At 41.0% G+C, this 17,419-nt stretch carries 15 protein-coding genes; 2 read left to right on the top strand and 13 right to left on the bottom strand.

Features of this window, described 5'->3' with window-relative positions; all coding sequences use genetic code 11:
- Positions 1-144: 144 nt before the first annotated feature.
- Positions 145-339, bottom strand: a complete 195-nt coding sequence (locus tag F6K57_RS02930) for a hypothetical protein (RefSeq protein WP_293064686.1) — start codon at positions 337-339, stop codon at positions 145-147.
- A 449-nt stretch (positions 340-788) separates the two neighbouring features.
- On the opposite strand from F6K57_RS02930, the gene F6K57_RS02935 reads away from it, so the two are divergent.
- Positions 789-4,535, top strand: a complete 3,747-nt coding sequence (locus F6K57_RS02935; protein ID WP_293064689.1) for a hypothetical protein — start codon at positions 789-791, stop codon at positions 4,533-4,535.
- 6 nt (positions 4,536-4,541) lie between these two features.
- On the opposite strand, the gene F6K57_RS02940 is transcribed toward F6K57_RS02935, so the two are convergent.
- Both F6K57_RS02940 and F6K57_RS02945 read right to left on the bottom strand, forming a co-directional pair.
- Positions 4,542-5,498, bottom strand: coding sequence for a hypothetical protein (locus F6K57_RS02940; protein WP_293047619.1), 957 nt, complete (start codon positions 5,496-5,498; stop codon positions 4,542-4,544).
- Between the two features lie 103 nt (positions 5,499-5,601).
- Entirely contained in the window at positions 5,602-5,757 is a 156-nt protein-coding gene (locus F6K57_RS02945) for a hypothetical protein (RefSeq protein ID WP_293030026.1), read from the bottom strand.
- Between the two features lie 190 nt (positions 5,758-5,947).
- On the opposite strand from F6K57_RS02945, the gene F6K57_RS02950 reads away from it, so the two are divergent.
- Entirely contained in the window at positions 5,948-6,496 is a 549-nt protein-coding gene (locus F6K57_RS02950) for a hypothetical protein (RefSeq protein ID WP_293043833.1), read from the top strand.
- On the opposite strand, the gene F6K57_RS02955 is transcribed toward F6K57_RS02950, so the two are convergent.
- The 10 genes from F6K57_RS02955 to F6K57_RS03000 form a co-directional block, all read right to left on the bottom strand.
- A complete protein-coding gene (locus F6K57_RS02955; protein ID WP_293026679.1) occupies positions 6,469-6,606 on the bottom strand; it encodes a hypothetical protein in 138 nt (45 codons plus the stop codon). The genes F6K57_RS02950 and F6K57_RS02955 overlap by 28 nt on opposite strands.
- Positions 6,607-6,767: 161 nt before the next feature.
- Positions 6,768-6,893 (bottom strand): hypothetical protein, encoded by a 126-nt coding sequence (locus F6K57_RS02960; RefSeq protein WP_293064694.1) that lies wholly within the window; start codon positions 6,891-6,893, stop codon positions 6,768-6,770.
- Positions 6,894-6,986: 93 nt separating this feature from the next.
- On the bottom strand, positions 6,987-8,018 hold the full coding sequence (locus F6K57_RS02965; RefSeq protein ID WP_293064697.1) for a glycosyltransferase: 1,032 nt from the start codon (positions 8,016-8,018) through the stop codon (positions 6,987-6,989).
- A 163-nt stretch (positions 8,019-8,181) separates the two neighbouring features.
- Entirely contained in the window at positions 8,182-8,367 is a 186-nt protein-coding gene (locus F6K57_RS02970) for a hypothetical protein (RefSeq protein WP_293064699.1), read from the bottom strand.
- A 14-nt stretch (positions 8,368-8,381) separates the two neighbouring features.
- On the bottom strand, positions 8,382-10,547 hold the full coding sequence (locus F6K57_RS02975) for a tyrosine-protein kinase domain-containing protein (protein WP_293064702.1): 2,166 nt from the start codon (positions 10,545-10,547) through the stop codon (positions 8,382-8,384).
- Positions 10,548-11,166: 619 nt separating this feature from the next.
- Entirely contained in the window at positions 11,167-12,531 is a 1,365-nt protein-coding gene (locus F6K57_RS02980) for a polysaccharide biosynthesis/export family protein (protein ID WP_293026691.1), read from the bottom strand.
- Positions 12,532-12,704: 173 nt separating this feature from the next.
- Complete coding sequence (locus F6K57_RS02985) at positions 12,705-13,496, bottom strand: cyanoexosortase B system-associated protein (RefSeq protein WP_293026694.1); 792 nt, start codon at positions 13,494-13,496, stop codon at positions 12,705-12,707.
- Positions 13,497-13,622: 126 nt separating this feature from the next.
- Positions 13,623-14,522: a cyanoexosortase B gene (gene crtB, locus F6K57_RS02990; RefSeq protein WP_293026697.1), complete on the bottom strand. Its 900-nt coding sequence runs from the start codon at positions 14,520-14,522 to the stop codon at positions 13,623-13,625.
- 3 nt (positions 14,523-14,525) lie between these two features.
- A complete protein-coding gene (locus tag F6K57_RS02995; RefSeq protein ID WP_293064705.1) occupies positions 14,526-15,695 on the bottom strand; it encodes a DegT/DnrJ/EryC1/StrS family aminotransferase in 1,170 nt (389 codons plus the stop codon).
- 230 nt (positions 15,696-15,925) lie between these two features.
- Positions 15,926-16,084: a hypothetical protein gene (locus F6K57_RS03000; RefSeq protein ID WP_158069656.1), complete on the bottom strand. Its 159-nt coding sequence runs from the start codon at positions 16,082-16,084 to the stop codon at positions 15,926-15,928.
- Positions 16,085-17,419: the final 1,335 nt, after the last annotated feature.

Below are 17,419 nucleotides of genomic sequence, written 5' to 3' on the forward strand. Positions count from 1 at the left end.
ACCAAAGGGCAAAAGGCAAGATTTTTAAACTAGTTAAGTTGATTAATATAGTGTTTTCCCTACTTATGAGGTACACAGATTTTATTCCCTATTCCCTATTCCCTGTTCCCTATTCCCTATGCTATCCCTTACCAAAGTAAAACCCTAGGATTCCTCCTCCACCGGATTATTAGCGACATCAAAAACAATCACAAATTTAGCATCCGGCATCAGCCGTTTCAGGGCTTTCAAATGACCCTCGGCATCAGAGCGATTGCGGAATCGACCAACAACGACTCTCTGCATTTCGGGTAATAGCCGCATGATCACCCATGGATAAAGGCGTTCAGAATACGTCATAATAAAAGTATCTCCTGTCATAGGGGACCCAAGGCTAGCCCGTAGATTTGAACTGGTTCCGGGCTAGCTCTTGACGCGGATGTTTTACCAACCACTCTTTTATAATAGCACAAATAATCTTTGATTGTAGCATATTTTGAAAATTTTTGTAACAAATTGTAGGAAGGAGGTAAAAGGGAATAGGGTCAAGATATCTGAGGAGTTTTTTGGGGTTTTGGTGATATCGTGATCTAGTTAGAGGTGGTATAGAAAAAATGCGATCGCTTTTTGAGAGCTTACTTATTTATAGTCATTACAATCCTACTGAGTTAACCTTGATAGAGGGCTGAAGGGGGGATGAAGAAGCGATCGCAGTATTTGGATTTTATGCCAATCGGTACAACTGAACTAACCAATGCCTGGGGAGTCTCTGCTATAATTATAAAATTATGCAAAGTTAATTCATAGATATGGGTTTTCGGGCTAAGAGTGCACAGGAAGTATATCGTTATGCTTTGAGGCTAGATGAGCCACATCGGAGTCTTACAGATAGGTTTGGCTTCAGCCTCGTTTTTGTCAATGATGGTTCGCCAGTGTGCATAGAATTCCTGCAACGTTATTTTGTTGACTTATGCCATCGAACAGCAGACCGCATTCGTTTTATCTTTTTTTCTAACCTTGATGAGCGAAAATTAGAACGAACGGTCATGAGAAGACGCGAAAGTCGGCTTCAAATCATTCTTAGAAGAATGCTTACTTCGGTGAGACGTCGCTATCCTTATTGGCAAGATGAATATCTTGACATGGAACCTTGGGATGAATTGCGACCAAGAGGATTTGATCCTGTTCATTCCCCTGAGCGAACACTCAGAAATTTAAATTGGAGGATTCAAAAACTTTCTACTGTGCCAGGAGTTAAAGAAGCATTTCGTTTTGCCCAACAACTAGGCATAGGTCGTCATGTTCCCTGTATTGTGGCATTTAATGATATTGGTTCTCTATCAGTTGATGTGATGCCAATCAGGGGAATGACTCCTAGGGAGATTTACGACCATGTTAGAGAATGGGTTGACAGTTTTTATGAGAAGAATCAGGTAATTTTTGATTATTGGTCAGAAGTTGAAAGAGAAATTAACCGGTTACATAAAAAATCGCAAATTCCTCTGCATAAAATTAATGAATGGGAATATCACTGTCGAAAGCTTTGGAATGAGTTAAGGATTATTGCTAATGTCATTTCTGAAATTTCATTACTAAATTACAATGATAGAGTTGAGTTTTTCCAAATAATTAATAAATACATTAGAATTAATGAATACATTAGAATACTCCCTAATAAAATTATTAAATATGTTAAAAATTTTCAACAAAATAATTATAACTATAATCCTTGTAGCAATCAAGTAATTATAAATAATTTATTAGATTTAGAAAACAAGTTGGTAAATAATCTAGATTTTGAACAACTATATAATCAATTAAAAATAATTCGTGAACAGCCAACATTTTATAGAAAATATTGTCAGGAACTTATAAAGTATCAAACTATTATTCACGAAAGATATATTCTCACTAAGGAGGTAAAATGGCCTGTTTACGAATATTTGGACTGGTGGAAAAAAGCTGCAAATATCGGACTTAGTTGGAAAAAGTTTAAAGATACTCGAAATGCTTGGATACATATTCTTGATCCATCTTACCATAATGTTCGGATTCGGGATGAATTTAAGTATATTTTCCAGTTTATTCGCCAGTTTCCTTTATCCATAAATCCTAATGAAGGTGCTGAAGCAGCAATCCTTGAACTTGCCAAATACTATACTGTTGATCCAGAGAATCAGCAGTGGCTTATTGCTACAGAAGAGTTTCGTGATCGGATAATTAACTACATCAATATAATCCAGAAAACTTGTCCAAGATGGCTCATAGAAAATAATCCAAATCTAACAATTCGTGATGCAATTCCCTTAGGGAATGAACCAGGGAGTTATGGTAAGATTGATAGTTTGCCAAAAGATCATCCATTACTCACTACAATCACTGCAATTTCAGAAAATCATGAAAGTCGTGATCAACAGAATAAACTAATTGCTGATGAATGTCGTAGTCAATGTTTACAAGCAATCAGAAAATATATTGAAAAATATACATTAGGTGATGATGAATTTAATCAAATGCGTTCTAATTTTATCAATCTTCTTCGGGAACATAGAAATCAATTAGAAGCTAAGGTTAATAAAAGTAAAGAATCAATCCTTTCAGTCGGTTTATTCCAGAAACAAATAACTCCTGAAGAAATCCAGAAACTTAAAAATGAACTAGATAACTATCAAGCTATTGTGAGGACAATTGTTTATCCTCACAAAGCAGATCCTAAAATTATTAATTTATCCGTATCCCAAAAAAAATTAGTAGAAGCTTTTGGTTTAAATTATACAGATCGAGATCTATCCAATAATAATATAAATCAAAATTATATTAATAATTTAAAACAAAAAATTGATGTTATTCCAAAAAAAGAACAAAAAAATTTAGAACGATATAATCAGGTTACTGAAATAGCTAAACTAGCTTCTCCACAAGATGCTTTATCCTATGCTTTAAAAGAAACAATTCCTCCATCCATAATTGAAAAAGCTTTTACTAATCCTGAAAACATAAATTTTAATGAAAATATTGGTACTTTAGTAAAATCTGGTAATATTGTTATACCATTACTCAAGTTAACTGAAAACGATTTAACTAAAGTTATTAAGGTACTTTCTAAATATACAGACCATCTTTTTATAAAATTTAATGACAAAACACACCCTGTTGAACAGATTATGATTTTGATTGGGGCAGATGTTATTCCAGCACTGAATCATATACAAAATATAAATATAAATATTAACCAAATTAAGGATAGTACAATGATCAATTCACAAACTAAAATCTTCTCTGAATTAGAGCAAGATGATATTGTAAAACTTGAATTATATTTATATAAAATATTTACAAATATTGATTCTATACAAGGAAGGAAAGGGCTTCTAAGTAACGGGGGCGTTAATCAATATTTTATTGGTAATCTTGATTTTAATATAAATATTAGTGAATTTATTACCATTTTAGTTGCAAAATTTAAACAATATAGAGTTTCTAGTCGAAAACCAGATTATCATCCTCTCATTAGCTTTTTAGAGTATCTGATTGAACAAGGAGAAAGATATAATTTAGATGATCAAGACATAGATATTTTATGTAAAATACTGGCTTTTGGTAAACAAAAACTTCAATTATTTACAACGGAAAATACCCAAATTAAACCTAATTTAGTTATTTCTAAAATTGGAAATTCAGAACCCGTTATTGGTATAATTACGGCACTACCAAAAGAATATGTAGCTGTTCAAGCTGTATTTGACCAAGGGCAAGAGGAAAAGAAACCAGGAAAAGGGGCGGGGCGACGATATTGGTTAACGGATGTTGCCGATAGTAATGGGACTCCTCAAATAGTAGCTGTAACTTTAGCTGATATGGGAAATAATGCAGCAGCCATGGGAGCAACAACTATGTTGTCCCATTATCCTATGGTACAATCAATTATTATGTGTGGGATTGCTGGAGGTGTTCCTCATCCTACCAAAGTTGAAGACCATGTACGTTTAGGTGATATTATTGTTTCTAACAAGAAGGGGATTGTGCAGTACGATTTTGATAAGGAGTCCCAACAGTTTACGGAAATTCGTGCTATGCCAGTTCCCGCTAGTGCAGAGTTAGTGGAAGCTGCAAAATATTTGCGTGTTAATGAAATGTTAGGGCAACGACCTTGGGAAGATGTTATTCTAAAAGCCTTACAAAAGCTAAACTGGCAACGTCCCCCTCAAGAAACGGATCTGCTTCATTCTTCTGAGCAACCAGATCAGGTAATTCCACATCCACAAGACTCAAAAAGACTCCAAGATCAGCCTAAAATTTTCTTAGGTGCCATTGGTTCTGCGAATAAACTCCTTAAAAATCCGCAGAAACGCGATATGTTACGGAAGCAATTTGGGGTTAAGGCTATTGAAATGGAAGGTTCTGGTGTTGCGGATGCCACTTGGAATCATGGAATAGGTTATATTGTGGTTCGTGGTATTTGTGACTATTGTGATTCTCACAAATCCGATACTTGGCAACAGTACGCGGCAGTCACAGCAGCTGCTTATGTGCGTACTTTATTGAGTTCAATGTGATGTTAATTAAGGGTTTAAAGTGGTTTCAACCACTTGTCTCAATCTTTTCCAGACTATTTCTCCTTTGAACTTTTCCCAGAATGATGAAGGTTGGTCATAAAAATAAAGTTGTTCGTCACTTAAGCAGTAAACAACAGGTACTCTGTACCATAATGTATCTGTCTCAAAATCCAAAGGATTTTCTGTTCGTATACTCTTCTTAATTTCTGGTTCTAAATCCTTAACAATAGCTATAGCAAAGCAAACATTAGAAGGAACTCTTGCATTAAGAACTTGTCCAAAACTAGATATAGTAGTTTTTTCTTTTCCATAGTCTAAGCATTGACTAGAATATTGTTGTAAAATTTTACTATTAATAGAGGGTAAGTAAGAGAATATGAAAAAAGCATCCCCTCTCATATTAAAGACTCCGAAAGGAATTTCAAAATTAGGAATTTTACTGACAAGCTTAAATTGTTGTTCTTCATGTTTAACATCATACTTAAAATCTAAACACCCTTGATATCTTAATTTTTCTTCAACCTTGTCCAAATAGTTATCAATTTTATCGTTAGTTTCACTAAAATTAGGATCATCACTAATTTTAGTGACTAAAGTTTTTATTTGTTCTCCGCCAATAGTACGGATTTTTTGAAATAGTTTGAGATCTTGTTCAGTTAAGTTATATTTTTGTGGAGGTTGTTGAAGGATATATTGTGAAAACAAGAGTAGGGGATGATAATATGGGTTTTGAAGGGATACTCGATAGTCTTTAAACTGAGAGACTAAACTAGTGATAAATTCATTAATGTTGGAATTAAAATTTAGCCTATTAATAAAGTATTCATCAACTCCAGCATTGGTAAGAATACCTCTTCTTCCTGCAATGCCATCAATATTAATAAAGATATTTAGTAATGATGCTTCTAGTTCGACAGTAAGATAGTCTTGTGATAGATATGAGAATATTTTAGTGTTTGGCACTTTCCTTAACCTCCACTAATTTAGTTTAAATTTAGTTTATAAGTTTTGAGAGTCGTCAGCATCCTGAAGGTTGGTCATAAAAAGCAAGGTTTCCTTGATTTTGCTATACACCCACTTCCCACTCCTTACCATGACTAGAGAATTTACCCCTCTCATAAATACTCCCTTTGGGGTGCATCTCTTCCTTCAAGTCAGTGAGATGAGCACGTACTGCCATGTATTCACCTTGAATTGCTATGAGGATAACCGCACAAGACATAGGTTGAACCTGTTAGTTGAATTAATTTACTTTATTGTAGCTATTTTTTTTAGCTGTGTGCTCTTAAATTATCATATTTACCAACATTAAAAAATTCTCTAACGGCAATTTAAATGATTAGCATTTAACTAATTATAGTATAATTTAAAGTATAAATTAACAAACTAACTTAAGCAACAACGAAAGGGCTATGGACGACCAACAGATACTCCAAGTGTTTATGCTCGAATACGAAAAATTGAAAGAAGAGCAAGCCCAGCGTATTGGCTTCCGAGACCAGATGATTTATATAACCCTAGGAATCTTTGGTGGTATTCTCTCCTTCGCCCTCTCCAATAAGACTAATTCCTATGCCCTTCTAGTAATTCCTTGGGTTTGTCTAATTCTAGGATGGACTTACTTAGTCAATGATGAAAAGATTTCCGCCATTGGCAAGTATCTTCGCTTAACTCTAACTGAAAAAATCAAAGCCCAGACCGGCCATACCGACCTTGAGTCTATCTTTGGCTGGGAAATCGCTCATAGAAGCGATCGACGCCGAGAGAGACGAAAAATAGAGCAATTAATTATTGACGAAATCACCTTTGTTTGCTCAGGTTTACTCGCCTTATTTACCTTCTGGTTTTCCGGAACTAATCTCCCCTGGATAGTTCATATCCTCTGCGCTATTGAGCTTATCCTATTGCTAATCTTAGGCATAGAAATTATAATTTATGCTGACTTAGCTAAAGGTCGATAGGGGGTCGGGAATCGGGAGTCGGGAGTCGAGAGTCGGGAGTGTGGGAATTTCCTGTAGGGTGGGCAGTGCATCAGACAGATCCCAAACCTTGCCATCGGGTTGCTAGCCACTGCCCACCATAGGATTAATCATAATGGTGCCACAGATGTAGGGTGGGCAGTGCATCAGACAGATCCCAAACCTTGCCATCCGGTTGCTAGGAACTGCCCACCATAGGATTAATCATAATGGTGCCACAGCTCAGTTAAAGGAGATTTATAACCCAGATTTACTAATCAAAAAAAAGTAGATACTGCATCAATACAATCTCTACCGAATCTGATAGTATTGGCCACAAATGATTAAGGCAATAGGCAATAGGCAATAGGCAATAGGCAAAGGGGTTTAAAGTAATCATCTCCCCATCTTATTAAGGGAGGGGGGATCTCTACTCCCTACTCCCTACTCCCTACTCCCTACTCCCTACTCCCTACTCCCTACTCCCTTTTCCCTACACAGTCACCGAAGGTTTACTGCTGACATTTTCCACTAAATTGTCAGCAATCCCAGTCTCAGGAAATGCGCGCTTAATCACATAGGATTCTAACAGTGTGCGCAGCCAACTTGGACACCAGCGACGCTGACAGAACTCCAATAACTTTCTCTCGAAACTCCCCTCTTGAGTTGACCACTTAGCCGGGAGTTGACGATTCTCAATCACCCACTTCCAAATCGACCACATTGAAGGATCATCTTTCCCCAAATTCCACTTTTTGACTTGACGATTGAACACATCTCGTACAGACTGTTCATTCCATTTAAATACATAAAATGGCACATCATCCTGGTCAAACCGAGTGATCTGTCGAGGATTGAGGAAAGTGATTCTAGATTTTGGTTCCAGGAAAATTGTTTCGCCTAAATCCGTTGCCTGCATACATAAATCAGTATGACTTGCCAAGCTATCAAAGACTTCATCCAGTTCAATAGACTTGATCAGAGAATGACGAGCTAGGATACAATGAAACTCTACAGAATCTACTGGGGTACGATCTAAATCCTGCTCAACATCCCGTAATGGAGTACCATAGAGCAACTGCTTTTGCTCAAACCACTTTTTACCATGCTTTCTTTGGTGAAACTTGGTTTTAATCCCAGCAACATGTACCTCAATATCAGGGGAGCCTGGTTGCCCCTGTAAAATTAGGGGAGCAACGATACCAGCTTGCTCTTCTTCAGCACACTCAACCAAACCTTTTAACCAACCAGGCTCTACAATCACATCATTGTCAATAAAAACAATGTAATCCGCATCCTTAACAAACGGTAGAGCTATGTTACGAGCAACATTGGATCTCAAATAGCGTCCGCGATGGATCAAACTCATAAATTCGTGTTTATCTGCCTGCTGTTGCAGATACTCATGCACTGGGGATGGACCGTTGCCATCTACATAGATTAGCTCAAACGGATAAGAGGAATAATCAGCAATAATACTGTCTAGGGAAGGCTTTGTTAAACTAAACCGCTCCCTCTGAGTCACGATTAATGTTACCTTAGATAAACCCATAAGCTGATAGATTAACCACGTTATGATTTGGTTCAAGTCTATCAGTTACAAACAAAAAAAGCCCACTACTTTAGTATTACTGAATCAAGCAATTCTGGATAATTATAGCCGTTCTTATACTAATTCTGACTCCCCATCACCCCATCACCCCATCTCCCCATCTCCCCATCTCCCCATCTCCCCATCTCCCCACACCTCCCACACTTCCCACACTTCCCTCTCTTTCCCGACTCCCTAAAACCTCTGACTCCCCATCTCCCCATCTCCCTATCTCCTTATCTCCCCATCTCCCCATCTCCCCATCTCCCCACACCTCCCACACTTCCCTCTCTTTCCCTACTTCCTACTCCCTACTCCACTAGTAACTTTATGCTGATCAGCTGGGGTTTGATCCACAGGGGTATCTACCGCTGAATACCCCCTGCCACTATCCACAGGAACAGGGGGTTGTAGCTGCTTGATATCGTTGATAACTGCTCCCAACAGTACCTCGTTTTCCTCTAACTCTTCGATCACCTGAGATAAAATACTGCCCTGGGTATAGCCTGGTCGAGTAACTAACACAATCCCATCAGTAAATGGTTGTAGTAATAGGGCATCATTACAACGGGACAGACTAGGGGAATCAACCACAACAAAATCAAAGCGACCACGAGCATCTTCCAGCAAATGCTTCATTTCACTCGATTCTAGGATCCCTGCAGCTTTGCGCAAGGGACCGAGACTAGGGAGAATGTAGAGATTTTCAAAATCTTGGGCTAAATGAATACATTCACTCTTAGAGCCATAGAAGCGCAAAGGTTCCAGTGGAGTGTCCATCAGGTGAATCACTTCTTGAGATTGAGCTACAGAATGCGATCGCAAATCCCCTTCTACCAACAGAGTACGCATACCGGCTTGGGCAGATGCGATCGCTAAATTGTAAGCCACGATCGTCTTTCCTTCATTCGCTGCTGTACTAGTCACCAACACCACTTTTACCGCAGGTTCCTCCCGCAGACGAAGATTAGTGCGAAACCGTTCGTAGAACTCCAACTCCAAAGCCTCTGGTCGGGTGATTATAGCAACTTCACCCCGGTAGGACTTGAGACCGATTGTCGGTAAATCCCCCAGTAATGGCACACCATTGTCCCGAAGTATGGGCTTAACATCCTCTGGCGTGTATAAGGTATTATCCAGGGTTGATAGCAGCAGAATCACACCAGCACCCACTACAATACCGATTACACCACCTATTGCCAAGGTAACGATCGGATTACTTGCTGTCTGGGTCATTATTGCTTTCGGTTCTGCAATTCCAGCGATCGCAAGACTACTCTCAGTCTCCGCCTCTGCTATTTTGCTATCTGCTAATGCTACCTGCAACTTATTGTAAAATTCCTGCTTAAAAGCAACTTGCTGAGCCAGTCGCCCTCGCTCCAGCTGCTTATTGGGCAGCTGCTGATATTGCTGTCTTAGTTCCTGTTCCGTTCTTTGGGTAGCTGCCAACTGCCGTTGAAGTGATTCCCGCTGGGTTTGCAGAGCTACCAACTGATTAGCCAGTGCCTGCCGTGCTGGGTCCAGGGTACTGTCTTGGCGGATTTGACTGGGCAATGGAGAGGTAAACCCATTACCACCGAGAACTTCAGCCCCACGTGCCTGAAGTAAGGTCTCATAAGTCTGTTGCTGTTTGCGCAACTCAATCATAGTTGGATGTTGCGGACGCAACTGCCCCTTTAGCAGTTCCATCTGTGTCTCAGTATCCAGAATCTGAGCTCGCAGACTAGCAATGATCGGGTCAGCACTGAGGGCAGAAGACGTATAGGCTTGGTCAGGGGTCAAACCTAGCCGTTCGATTAGGCTAGAATATTGAGCCTCAACCCCCTCTAGCTGTATCTCCAGACTACGTTGTTGCTGTTGGCTACCAGTAATCCCACCCACTAAGGTGCCATCTTTAGCAGCAAATAAAGCTGGTCCTTGTAGGCGGTCATACTGTTCCAGTTTTTGTTCCGCTTCCCTTAGTTCCGCCTCCGCCTTAGGTAAACGTTCTTCTATCACTTCAATAATCCGTCTTAGTTGTGATGTGTTGATAAAACGGCTCTGTTCCACCATTTTCTTCATCAGCATGTCAACGATGGCTGCAGAAATTTCCTTATTCTTATCCCTATAGATTACCGAAATAAATTGTGCTCCTTCTTTTGGCAATTTCACCTGTGTATTTTTAACAATGTCTTTGGAGCTGACTTGCATCCCAGCTGCTACTTCCTTAACCACATTGTCTGCCAGCAGCGTTTCCGGTGTCGCCCTTTGTTTACCTTGTTCTGAAATCTGTATCCCTGTCTGGGAAAATACCTTCACAGGAGTGGTATATATCAAGCGACCTTCAGCTCGGTAAATCGGAGCTGGCGTTGGCTGTATAGCCACAATCCCGGATATGCCGGTAATCAGGAAAAACGTGGCAAAGCCAATTAACTTATGCTGATTGAGAGCAATCAGGTAACGTGTGACAAAAGGGGGAGTCATAAGTAATTTTCGCTATTGTTAAGGCAGCAGTAAGCTTACCCCCGGCTGAAGCACGGGGGCTTTCGCCCAGACTTCAGAACGTTGGTTTTCAGTAGCCCTAGCATACTTGACGCGCCTAGACTCCAAATTAATCGAATCCAAGGGTCAACCGCCGAACCTCCAGGCTGGCTTACTCTACGAATGCGAGGGATTGCTTGCATTCGTAGCTTCTACAACCGAGTCAATTCTCGGACAGCCCCAATACTTCGTTTTGCGCATCACTCGCCGACACTGACTTACTGGCCTAGCCGTTACTCTGAAGTTAAGAGTGCCTTTGCCTATTTCAGTCTTCTTTAATTATAGTTGACGGCTAAAAGCGCGCTATTACGCTTCCTCCCCGCTTTAAAAAGACGGGGATTCCGCGTTTTTTGATTTTTGTGATCGAAAAATCCTGTAGCCTATTCCTATTTTTACCGCTGAGTCAACAGGGACTCGGAGCACCAGTTACAAACCGAGACAGGTACTGGAGTTTTCTGTCCATTCATTAAGGTATCCGGAGATTTTTGTGCTGTCGATGGAAAAGCTAACCCACCAGGGGAGAGCTTCCATCGATTTCTGCTCCCGTCATACCCCAACCTTATCAAAACAGTTCTGGTATTTCCTCAAAAAACCTCCGGAATCCCAGAAAATCGTTGAAGGGTCGAGTCACTACACTCAGAGCGGCAGAAATCTTAGCAATAAGACTTCGACCCACCACGATCACATCTTCATCTTGAAGTGGTACGTTTTGGGAAACATCACCCTTTAGTAGCTTTTCCCCGTCTAGTTTTTGAGTCACCGCTTTGCCCTGTTCTGGATCAAAACGAATTAAGGCAATGCTATCCAAATCAGCATCATCTGGGTTAGGAGAAATTGCTGTTAAGGCATCAATAAACGTACTACCATTAGCTAATGTCAAGTTACCAATTGTGCCATTAGGATAGCTCAACACTCGAACGCTGATTTGTTGTTGAGCTAGATTAGAACGAGCTACCAGCTGCCTATCATAATCGGTAGTATTACCCACCTCCAACTTTCGCACAATAATAGCATCCCCATCCCGGAGGTTCAATTCCGATGGAGTTGTCCCATTTTGCAGCGGTGTCAGCAAGTCAATTTCTCGCTCAATGATGGAATTATTCACCACCGACTTACGACGAATCAAAATAGTCCGCAAATCAGCAATCGTAGTCGTACCACCCGCAGCAGTAAGGGCTTGATTCGGTTGAGTTCCTGCTGGCAGGGGGTAATAGCCTGGTCGAAACACCTCACCACTCACCGTAATCTGAACAGCCGGTGTACTCAGTAGGCTCACAACTACTTCAGGATCAATCACAAATTCATTTAAGACCTTTTGAATTAAATCTTGAGCCGCCTCTAGAGTAAGTCCCACCACTCGTAGCTTACCGAACAGCGGTACCACAATATTGCCGTCAGAATCAATAGCACTTTGAAAAGCCAGATTCGGAAAGTTGGTCACACTCACTGCGATTACATCTTCTCGCCCTAGGTAGTGGCGATTAAATTCATCAGATGGACTCACCTGTGACAGAGTCTCTGGATAGCCCAAAGGAGGTAACATTTCCTCCAACTGTTCCAGTCGATTCTCCTCTGAGACGGGTTCAGGGTTGCTCAACGGTGGTGGCGGTGGCAACGTTTCCGTTACCTCTATGGTCTCAGGGGTGGTCTCAGGGGTGGTCTCAGAGCTTTCCTGTTCAGTCGTTTCCCTTTCCCCTGATTCAACTGTTTCCGTTGTTTCCGGTTCAATGGAACTAAACGTAGGCAACTGAGCGCGATCGCTAATCTCATCCCCAAGATTTGGCACCGATGTCGGTAAATTTCCGACATGCTTAGCCAAACCAGGGCTAACCCAGACTCCAGAACTAACCAGCCAGAATAAGACGGTACCCCCAAAGAAAGATAAATTCAGAACTTGGTTGCCAAACCTGTGGGTGTCAGTTGTCATTTTCCAATGGTCACTTATCATCTTAAGTCGGAAGTGGCAAGTCGGAAGTGGCAAGTCGGAAGTATGACGTTTAACTCTTGGTTGTGGATCAAGCTTTTAGTCAACTCTAAGTGTTGCAGCAATAAACCCATTTCAGCCTTGACCCTTCAGCCTTGACCCTTCAGCCTTCAGCCTTAATCCTTGATAATTTGTATATTACTAGCTTCGTCTGCAAAAGGATCGCTCATCAAAGCAGTTTGAACCATTTTACTGAGAGATTCGGCTATTGGCCTAGAATTTTCAATATCACCCAAAGGTTCTATGGGAATTTGGATATTTACCGCAACCCAAGGCACCCGTTTGCGGTGTAACTGAGCCAGTTGATCAGCCCAGAACCAACGGCTAGGAGCAGGATTACCACCCTCTGGCCAGGCATACCATTGTACTATAGCGAAGGTTTGCCGCTGATTCCAGGCACGAAAGAAACGGGCGTTAACAACGGTTTTGGGCTGGGTTGTGATGGTCGGATCAGCCTGGGTCTTCCCCTCAACATCAGATCCGTTGACCACAAACTTGATATGGCCATAAGAATCCGTCTTCCATTGTCCCAATCGTTGTCTCATAAATCCGCTAATATCTTCCCATTCTACCTGTGGCTGGGATTTAGGACCATTTTGGGGAAGCAAAAATAACCACACTGGTTTTTGCTGATCCTGCTCTATGAACTGCAAAGACCATTTATGGCCGCCAATCCTGATGGTTTGTTGCTTAACAGTTTGCCAGTCAGATAGTTCTATTCCCGTCTTGCGGATAGCTTTTATCTTTTGGAGGTTAGTCACTGGTGGCAGTTTTGCCCAAGGCCAGTTTCCTGTCCAGTAACCCGGTACTGCTCCCATTATTACCAAGACTAACAGCAACACCAGTAAGACTCCCCTGGAGATTTGCCAGGGCTGGATTAACTTAATTAAACTTACTGATTTCATCATTCTCTAGCCTTTCTCAGACTTATGAGGTACCTTCAAGTTTCTTACCCCTGCTCCCTACTCCCTATTCCCTACTCCCTAAAATCCAGGAGTTTTTATCTCACCCCATTGAGAACTGCTATATAACGTTTAATCTTGATGGTTAGCCAAGGGAGTCAAGTTAGGGTCTGAGGGGAAGTATTTTTCAATGAACTTCATTAATAGAACCAGCATCACTAACATCATCGCTGAATACAGGTCGCCGCCCCAGCTTTCATGGAGCCAATGAAATGCCTGATCTTGCCCACTGCCATGGAAAAAGGTCAGCACAGTATTGCGGACAATATTAGCACTAACACTTATAATCACCGCACCGGATAGCAGCCAAATAGTCTTTAGGCGTGACTCAATAGCACCACTCCAGTAAAGCAACATCAAACTCACATACAGGCAAGTAAATAACATCTTAAGACCAGCACAGTGGGGCGCTACCTCCACAATTCGTTCACTTACGAACAAGTTAATCCCTTCTAGTGTGACATCCATGCCAAACTGAGTCAGAATAAAGGCAGCCATGGCAGCAATAAAGCGTTGTAGGGGCAAGATATAAGGTTCAATTAAATAGGGAACTGCTGTTGGAGTTGCCAAAACCACCAGCAGCAGGGGAAAACTTTGCAGCTTAAAGCCAGGAATCCCTTTTAACCATAGGCAAAGACCAGCTAAAACTATGGGAAACGATAAATTTACCAGTTCTGATTGACCGCTAAGATAGCTTACTGCTCCAATTATCAGTAAGACTACACCAAAGGGATGGGCTGTATCAGTCAGCTTATGCCACCGTCGTCGGTTCGTCCAAACAATATGGGCAGCAAACGGTAGCCCAATCAAACCATGGCTAAAGTATTCATGGGTAATGCTGATACTTTTGTTGAGCCAGCCATTATACCAATGCATCAGCACAGGACCATAAATAATGACTAGTAAAGCGATGATACAACCGTCCAGTAGATAGCGATCAATGGCAATAGGAATTTTGCGTCCAATTTGCATAGTTTAATGATTAATAACTAATGGCTCAAGCACGCCTAATAAATTAGCTAACCCATCAACAACCTGCTCAATCTGCTCCTTGCTCAAGTTGGGATAAATTGGTAGAGATAAAATCTCATTGCACAGAGCTTCGGCATGGGGAAAGTCACCGGCTTGATATCCCAAGTACTTGTAAGCTGGCTGGAGATGGCAAGGAATTGGATAATGAATACCAGTTTGAATTCCCACTGAGGCCAGAGCATCCTGGATGGTCTGTCGGTTAAAGGGACATTGTTTACCTACCCGAATCACATAAAGGTGGTAGACATGACCTGGCCCGCTGTGGTTTTCTATGGGCACAATCCCTTGACCTTCCAAAGCCTTGAGTAAATTGTCGTACTGCCCAGCTGCCCAGTAGCGTGACTGGTTCCACTCAGTCAAATAAGGCAGTTTGACATTGAGGATAGCAGCTTGTAACGTATCTAAACGGCTATTTTTGCCGATGTCGGTATGAAAATATTTGCGAGGTGCTCCGTAATTACGAAGCGATCGCACTTTTTCTGCCACCGTAGCATCATTAGTGATTACCATGCCACCGTTACCAAAGGCACCCAAGTTTTTACTGGGGTAGAAACTAAATGCTGCTGCCTTGCCCACAGAACCAGCACAATAATCCTCTCGCTGTGCTAAGTGAGCTTGTGCTGCGTCTTCAAAAATCAGTAAGTTGTGGGCATCAGCAAATGCGATTAACTCACTCGGGGATACCATCTGACCGTAAAGATGCACAGGGACAATTGCCTTGGTTTTCTCTGTAATTGCTTGTTTGGCAGTATTGAGATCAATTAGGGCAGTACGGGGGTTACAATCCACCAAAATTGGCGTAGCACCAGCAGCTATGATCCCCATCACTGTAGCGATAAAGGTGTTAGCAGGACAAATCACTTCATCCCCAGCACTAATGCCACAGGCTTGTAATCCGAGTGCGATCGCATCGGTGCCAGATCCCACCCCGATACCGTATTCGACACCACAAGCAGCCGCAAATGCTGTCTCAAAATTCATCAAGGCTTTACCAAGAACAAAATCTCCCTGCTGCACTACAGATTGAATTGCCTGGTCTAGCTCAGTTTGAATAGGTCGGTGTTGTTGAGCTAGTGAAACGAAGGGAACTTTGACCGGAACTTGGTAACTCATCTATTTGTATAGGAATTGATAGTACACTGTATCGGTATTAACAGCACAGATTCACATCATTCTTCTCTTCTTGAATGTATGTTGAATCTAGATGAGTTAACACACTATAACTGTCAAGATTTGGTAAAGTTTTAGCCACTGGTAGGAGTGAGGAATTGGGGCTTTGACCATAGCAGAAGTTCACTGACTCTCGGAAAATGGTATATATAGCGCTACGCGCAAGTCAGAAGTCAGAAGTCAGAAGTCAGAAGTAAGCGATTACTTACGTTTCGGAGTTTAGGAATGTCAAACATCTGAATGCGTAGTGCTATAAATAAAGCGATCAGCCAATCAGGTCTAAGCTTAAGAGTTTTGTTTGTCCGCCATTGTCCCATCCCCGGTTTACCCATCCCTACCGTTCTTGATTACAGCGTTCCCAAAACCATCGCGGCATCACACATCATCACCAAAAACCATCAAACATCTTACCCAAAAGTGGGCTTTTCCTTTACTTTAGGGGTAATTGGGTAAGATTTTAGGGTTCTGAATTCCTCTGGTTTACCAAACTTAGTACTGAAGGAATGCTGAGTACGGAGTGTGGTGAGTATCCCCTGCGGTAACGTTGGACTAAGCACCGTGCTGTTGCGATCGCTTATTTTTGTAAGCCTTACTGGGTCTTATCTCCCCCTTTTCTTTACCATTTATTCACAAATTTCTTCACAAAGTCTTTACTGATTTTTTATTTTGGGCTAACCACTTAAGTCAAGATAGTTAGGAGAGCCCTTTCCTTGATAGCCTGATTCCAAATCCAGGTTTATAACCCCCTGTCAGCCATGCAAAGCGCGAGTGGGGGTTTCCACGTCAGTGCGGTCATGAACCGCACTGGTTCCCCAAGACCACGCTGCATCGCTTTGCTGAAGTTTGGAGGTAATTCGGCAACACTGTTAATTTTCAAACACCGTTAGAGCAGGGCAAAAGCATTCAAAGAATCCGTGCTCATTTTTTCCTCAACAGCTTATAAATTCTATAGCTGATTAATCCAGTATTATTTACCAAAACTAGCTCCTAGCTAGGTAAGGATTTCAGATTTCCCTATAGAGTGTTATAATAAGTCTATATTTTCACATTTACTTCACACAATCTTTAAAATTATATAATTGAAAATTACTAGCTGTTTCTGATAAGCTTTCCGTTAGTTCCTTTAGAAAAACAGGTAGTTGGGCATGGTAACATAGCTCGACTCAATTTTTGCCTATGGTCTTATATAGTTTCCATTTGATTTGTGAACAAAGCACCCTCTTGAAATAAGACTTTCAGCTAGTTTTCCGTTCACAACTCATGTATAACTATATATAAAATATATACCCTTATAATATAGCGATGCATCGCTAGGAAAACATCAACACTTAAAAAAGTATCTAAAATAACAGCAGGAGTGCCATTTATGAATCTATTTACATCGTTTATGTATCTGCCTACGAATCTAGTGGTCAGTGCAGTTAATCCCTTAAAGTATCCAGAGAGTAATTTATTTAAATAAATATTGGCTTCATTTTTTTTTATTTAGCGCAAATTTCCATCGTTATGGAATGGTATTTTGACCAAAGTGATCATCAATAATAAAGAAGGTAGCATATCAAGTATTTATATTATAAAATTGACGATGGCTAAGATGGGAGCAGGAGTCCAACCAGTGAGTCTGATAGTTTTGATACCTATATGAATAGAACCAATAAAAGGGAATG

It is taken from the genome of Moorena sp. SIO4A5 (assembly GCF_010672005.1).
GTDB lineage: Bacteria > Cyanobacteriota > Cyanobacteriia > Cyanobacteriales > Coleofasciculaceae > Moorena.

Excerpts from the sequence above, each read along its gene's own strand:
- F6K57_RS02930 (WP_293064686.1), bottom strand. The coding sequence starts at position 339 with ATGACGTATTCTGAACGCCTTTATCCATGGGTGATCATGCGGCTATTA.
- F6K57_RS02935 (WP_293064689.1), top strand. The coding sequence starts at position 789 with ATGGGTTTTCGGGCTAAGAGTGCACAGGAAGTATATCGTTATGCTTTG.
- F6K57_RS02945 (WP_293030026.1), bottom strand. The coding sequence starts at position 5,757 with ATGTCTTGTGCGGTTATCCTCATAGCAATTCAAGGTGAATACATGGCA.
- F6K57_RS02950 (WP_293043833.1), top strand. The coding sequence starts at position 5,948 with ATGGACGACCAACAGATACTCCAAGTGTTTATGCTCGAATACGAAAAA.
- F6K57_RS02960 (WP_293064694.1), bottom strand. The coding sequence starts at position 6,893 with ATGATTACTTTAAACCCCTTTGCCTATTGCCTATTGCCTATTGCCTAT.
- F6K57_RS02975 (WP_293064702.1), bottom strand. The coding sequence starts at position 10,547 with ATGACTCCCCCTTTTGTCACACGTTACCTGATTGCTCTCAATCAGCAT.
- F6K57_RS02980 (WP_293026691.1), bottom strand. The coding sequence starts at position 12,531 with ATGACAACTGACACCCACAGGTTTGGCAACCAAGTTCTGAATTTATCT.
- F6K57_RS02985 (WP_293026694.1), bottom strand. The coding sequence starts at position 13,496 with ATGATGAAATCAGTAAGTTTAATTAAGTTAATCCAGCCCTGGCAAATC.
- crtB (WP_293026697.1), bottom strand. The coding sequence starts at position 14,522 with ATGCAAATTGGACGCAAAATTCCTATTGCCATTGATCGCTATCTACTG.
- F6K57_RS02995 (WP_293064705.1), bottom strand. The coding sequence starts at position 15,695 with ATGAGTTACCAAGTTCCGGTCAAAGTTCCCTTCGTTTCACTAGCTCAA.
- F6K57_RS03000 (WP_158069656.1), bottom strand. The coding sequence starts at position 16,084 with ATGGGTAAACCGGGGATGGGACAATGGCGGACAAACAAAACTCTTAAG.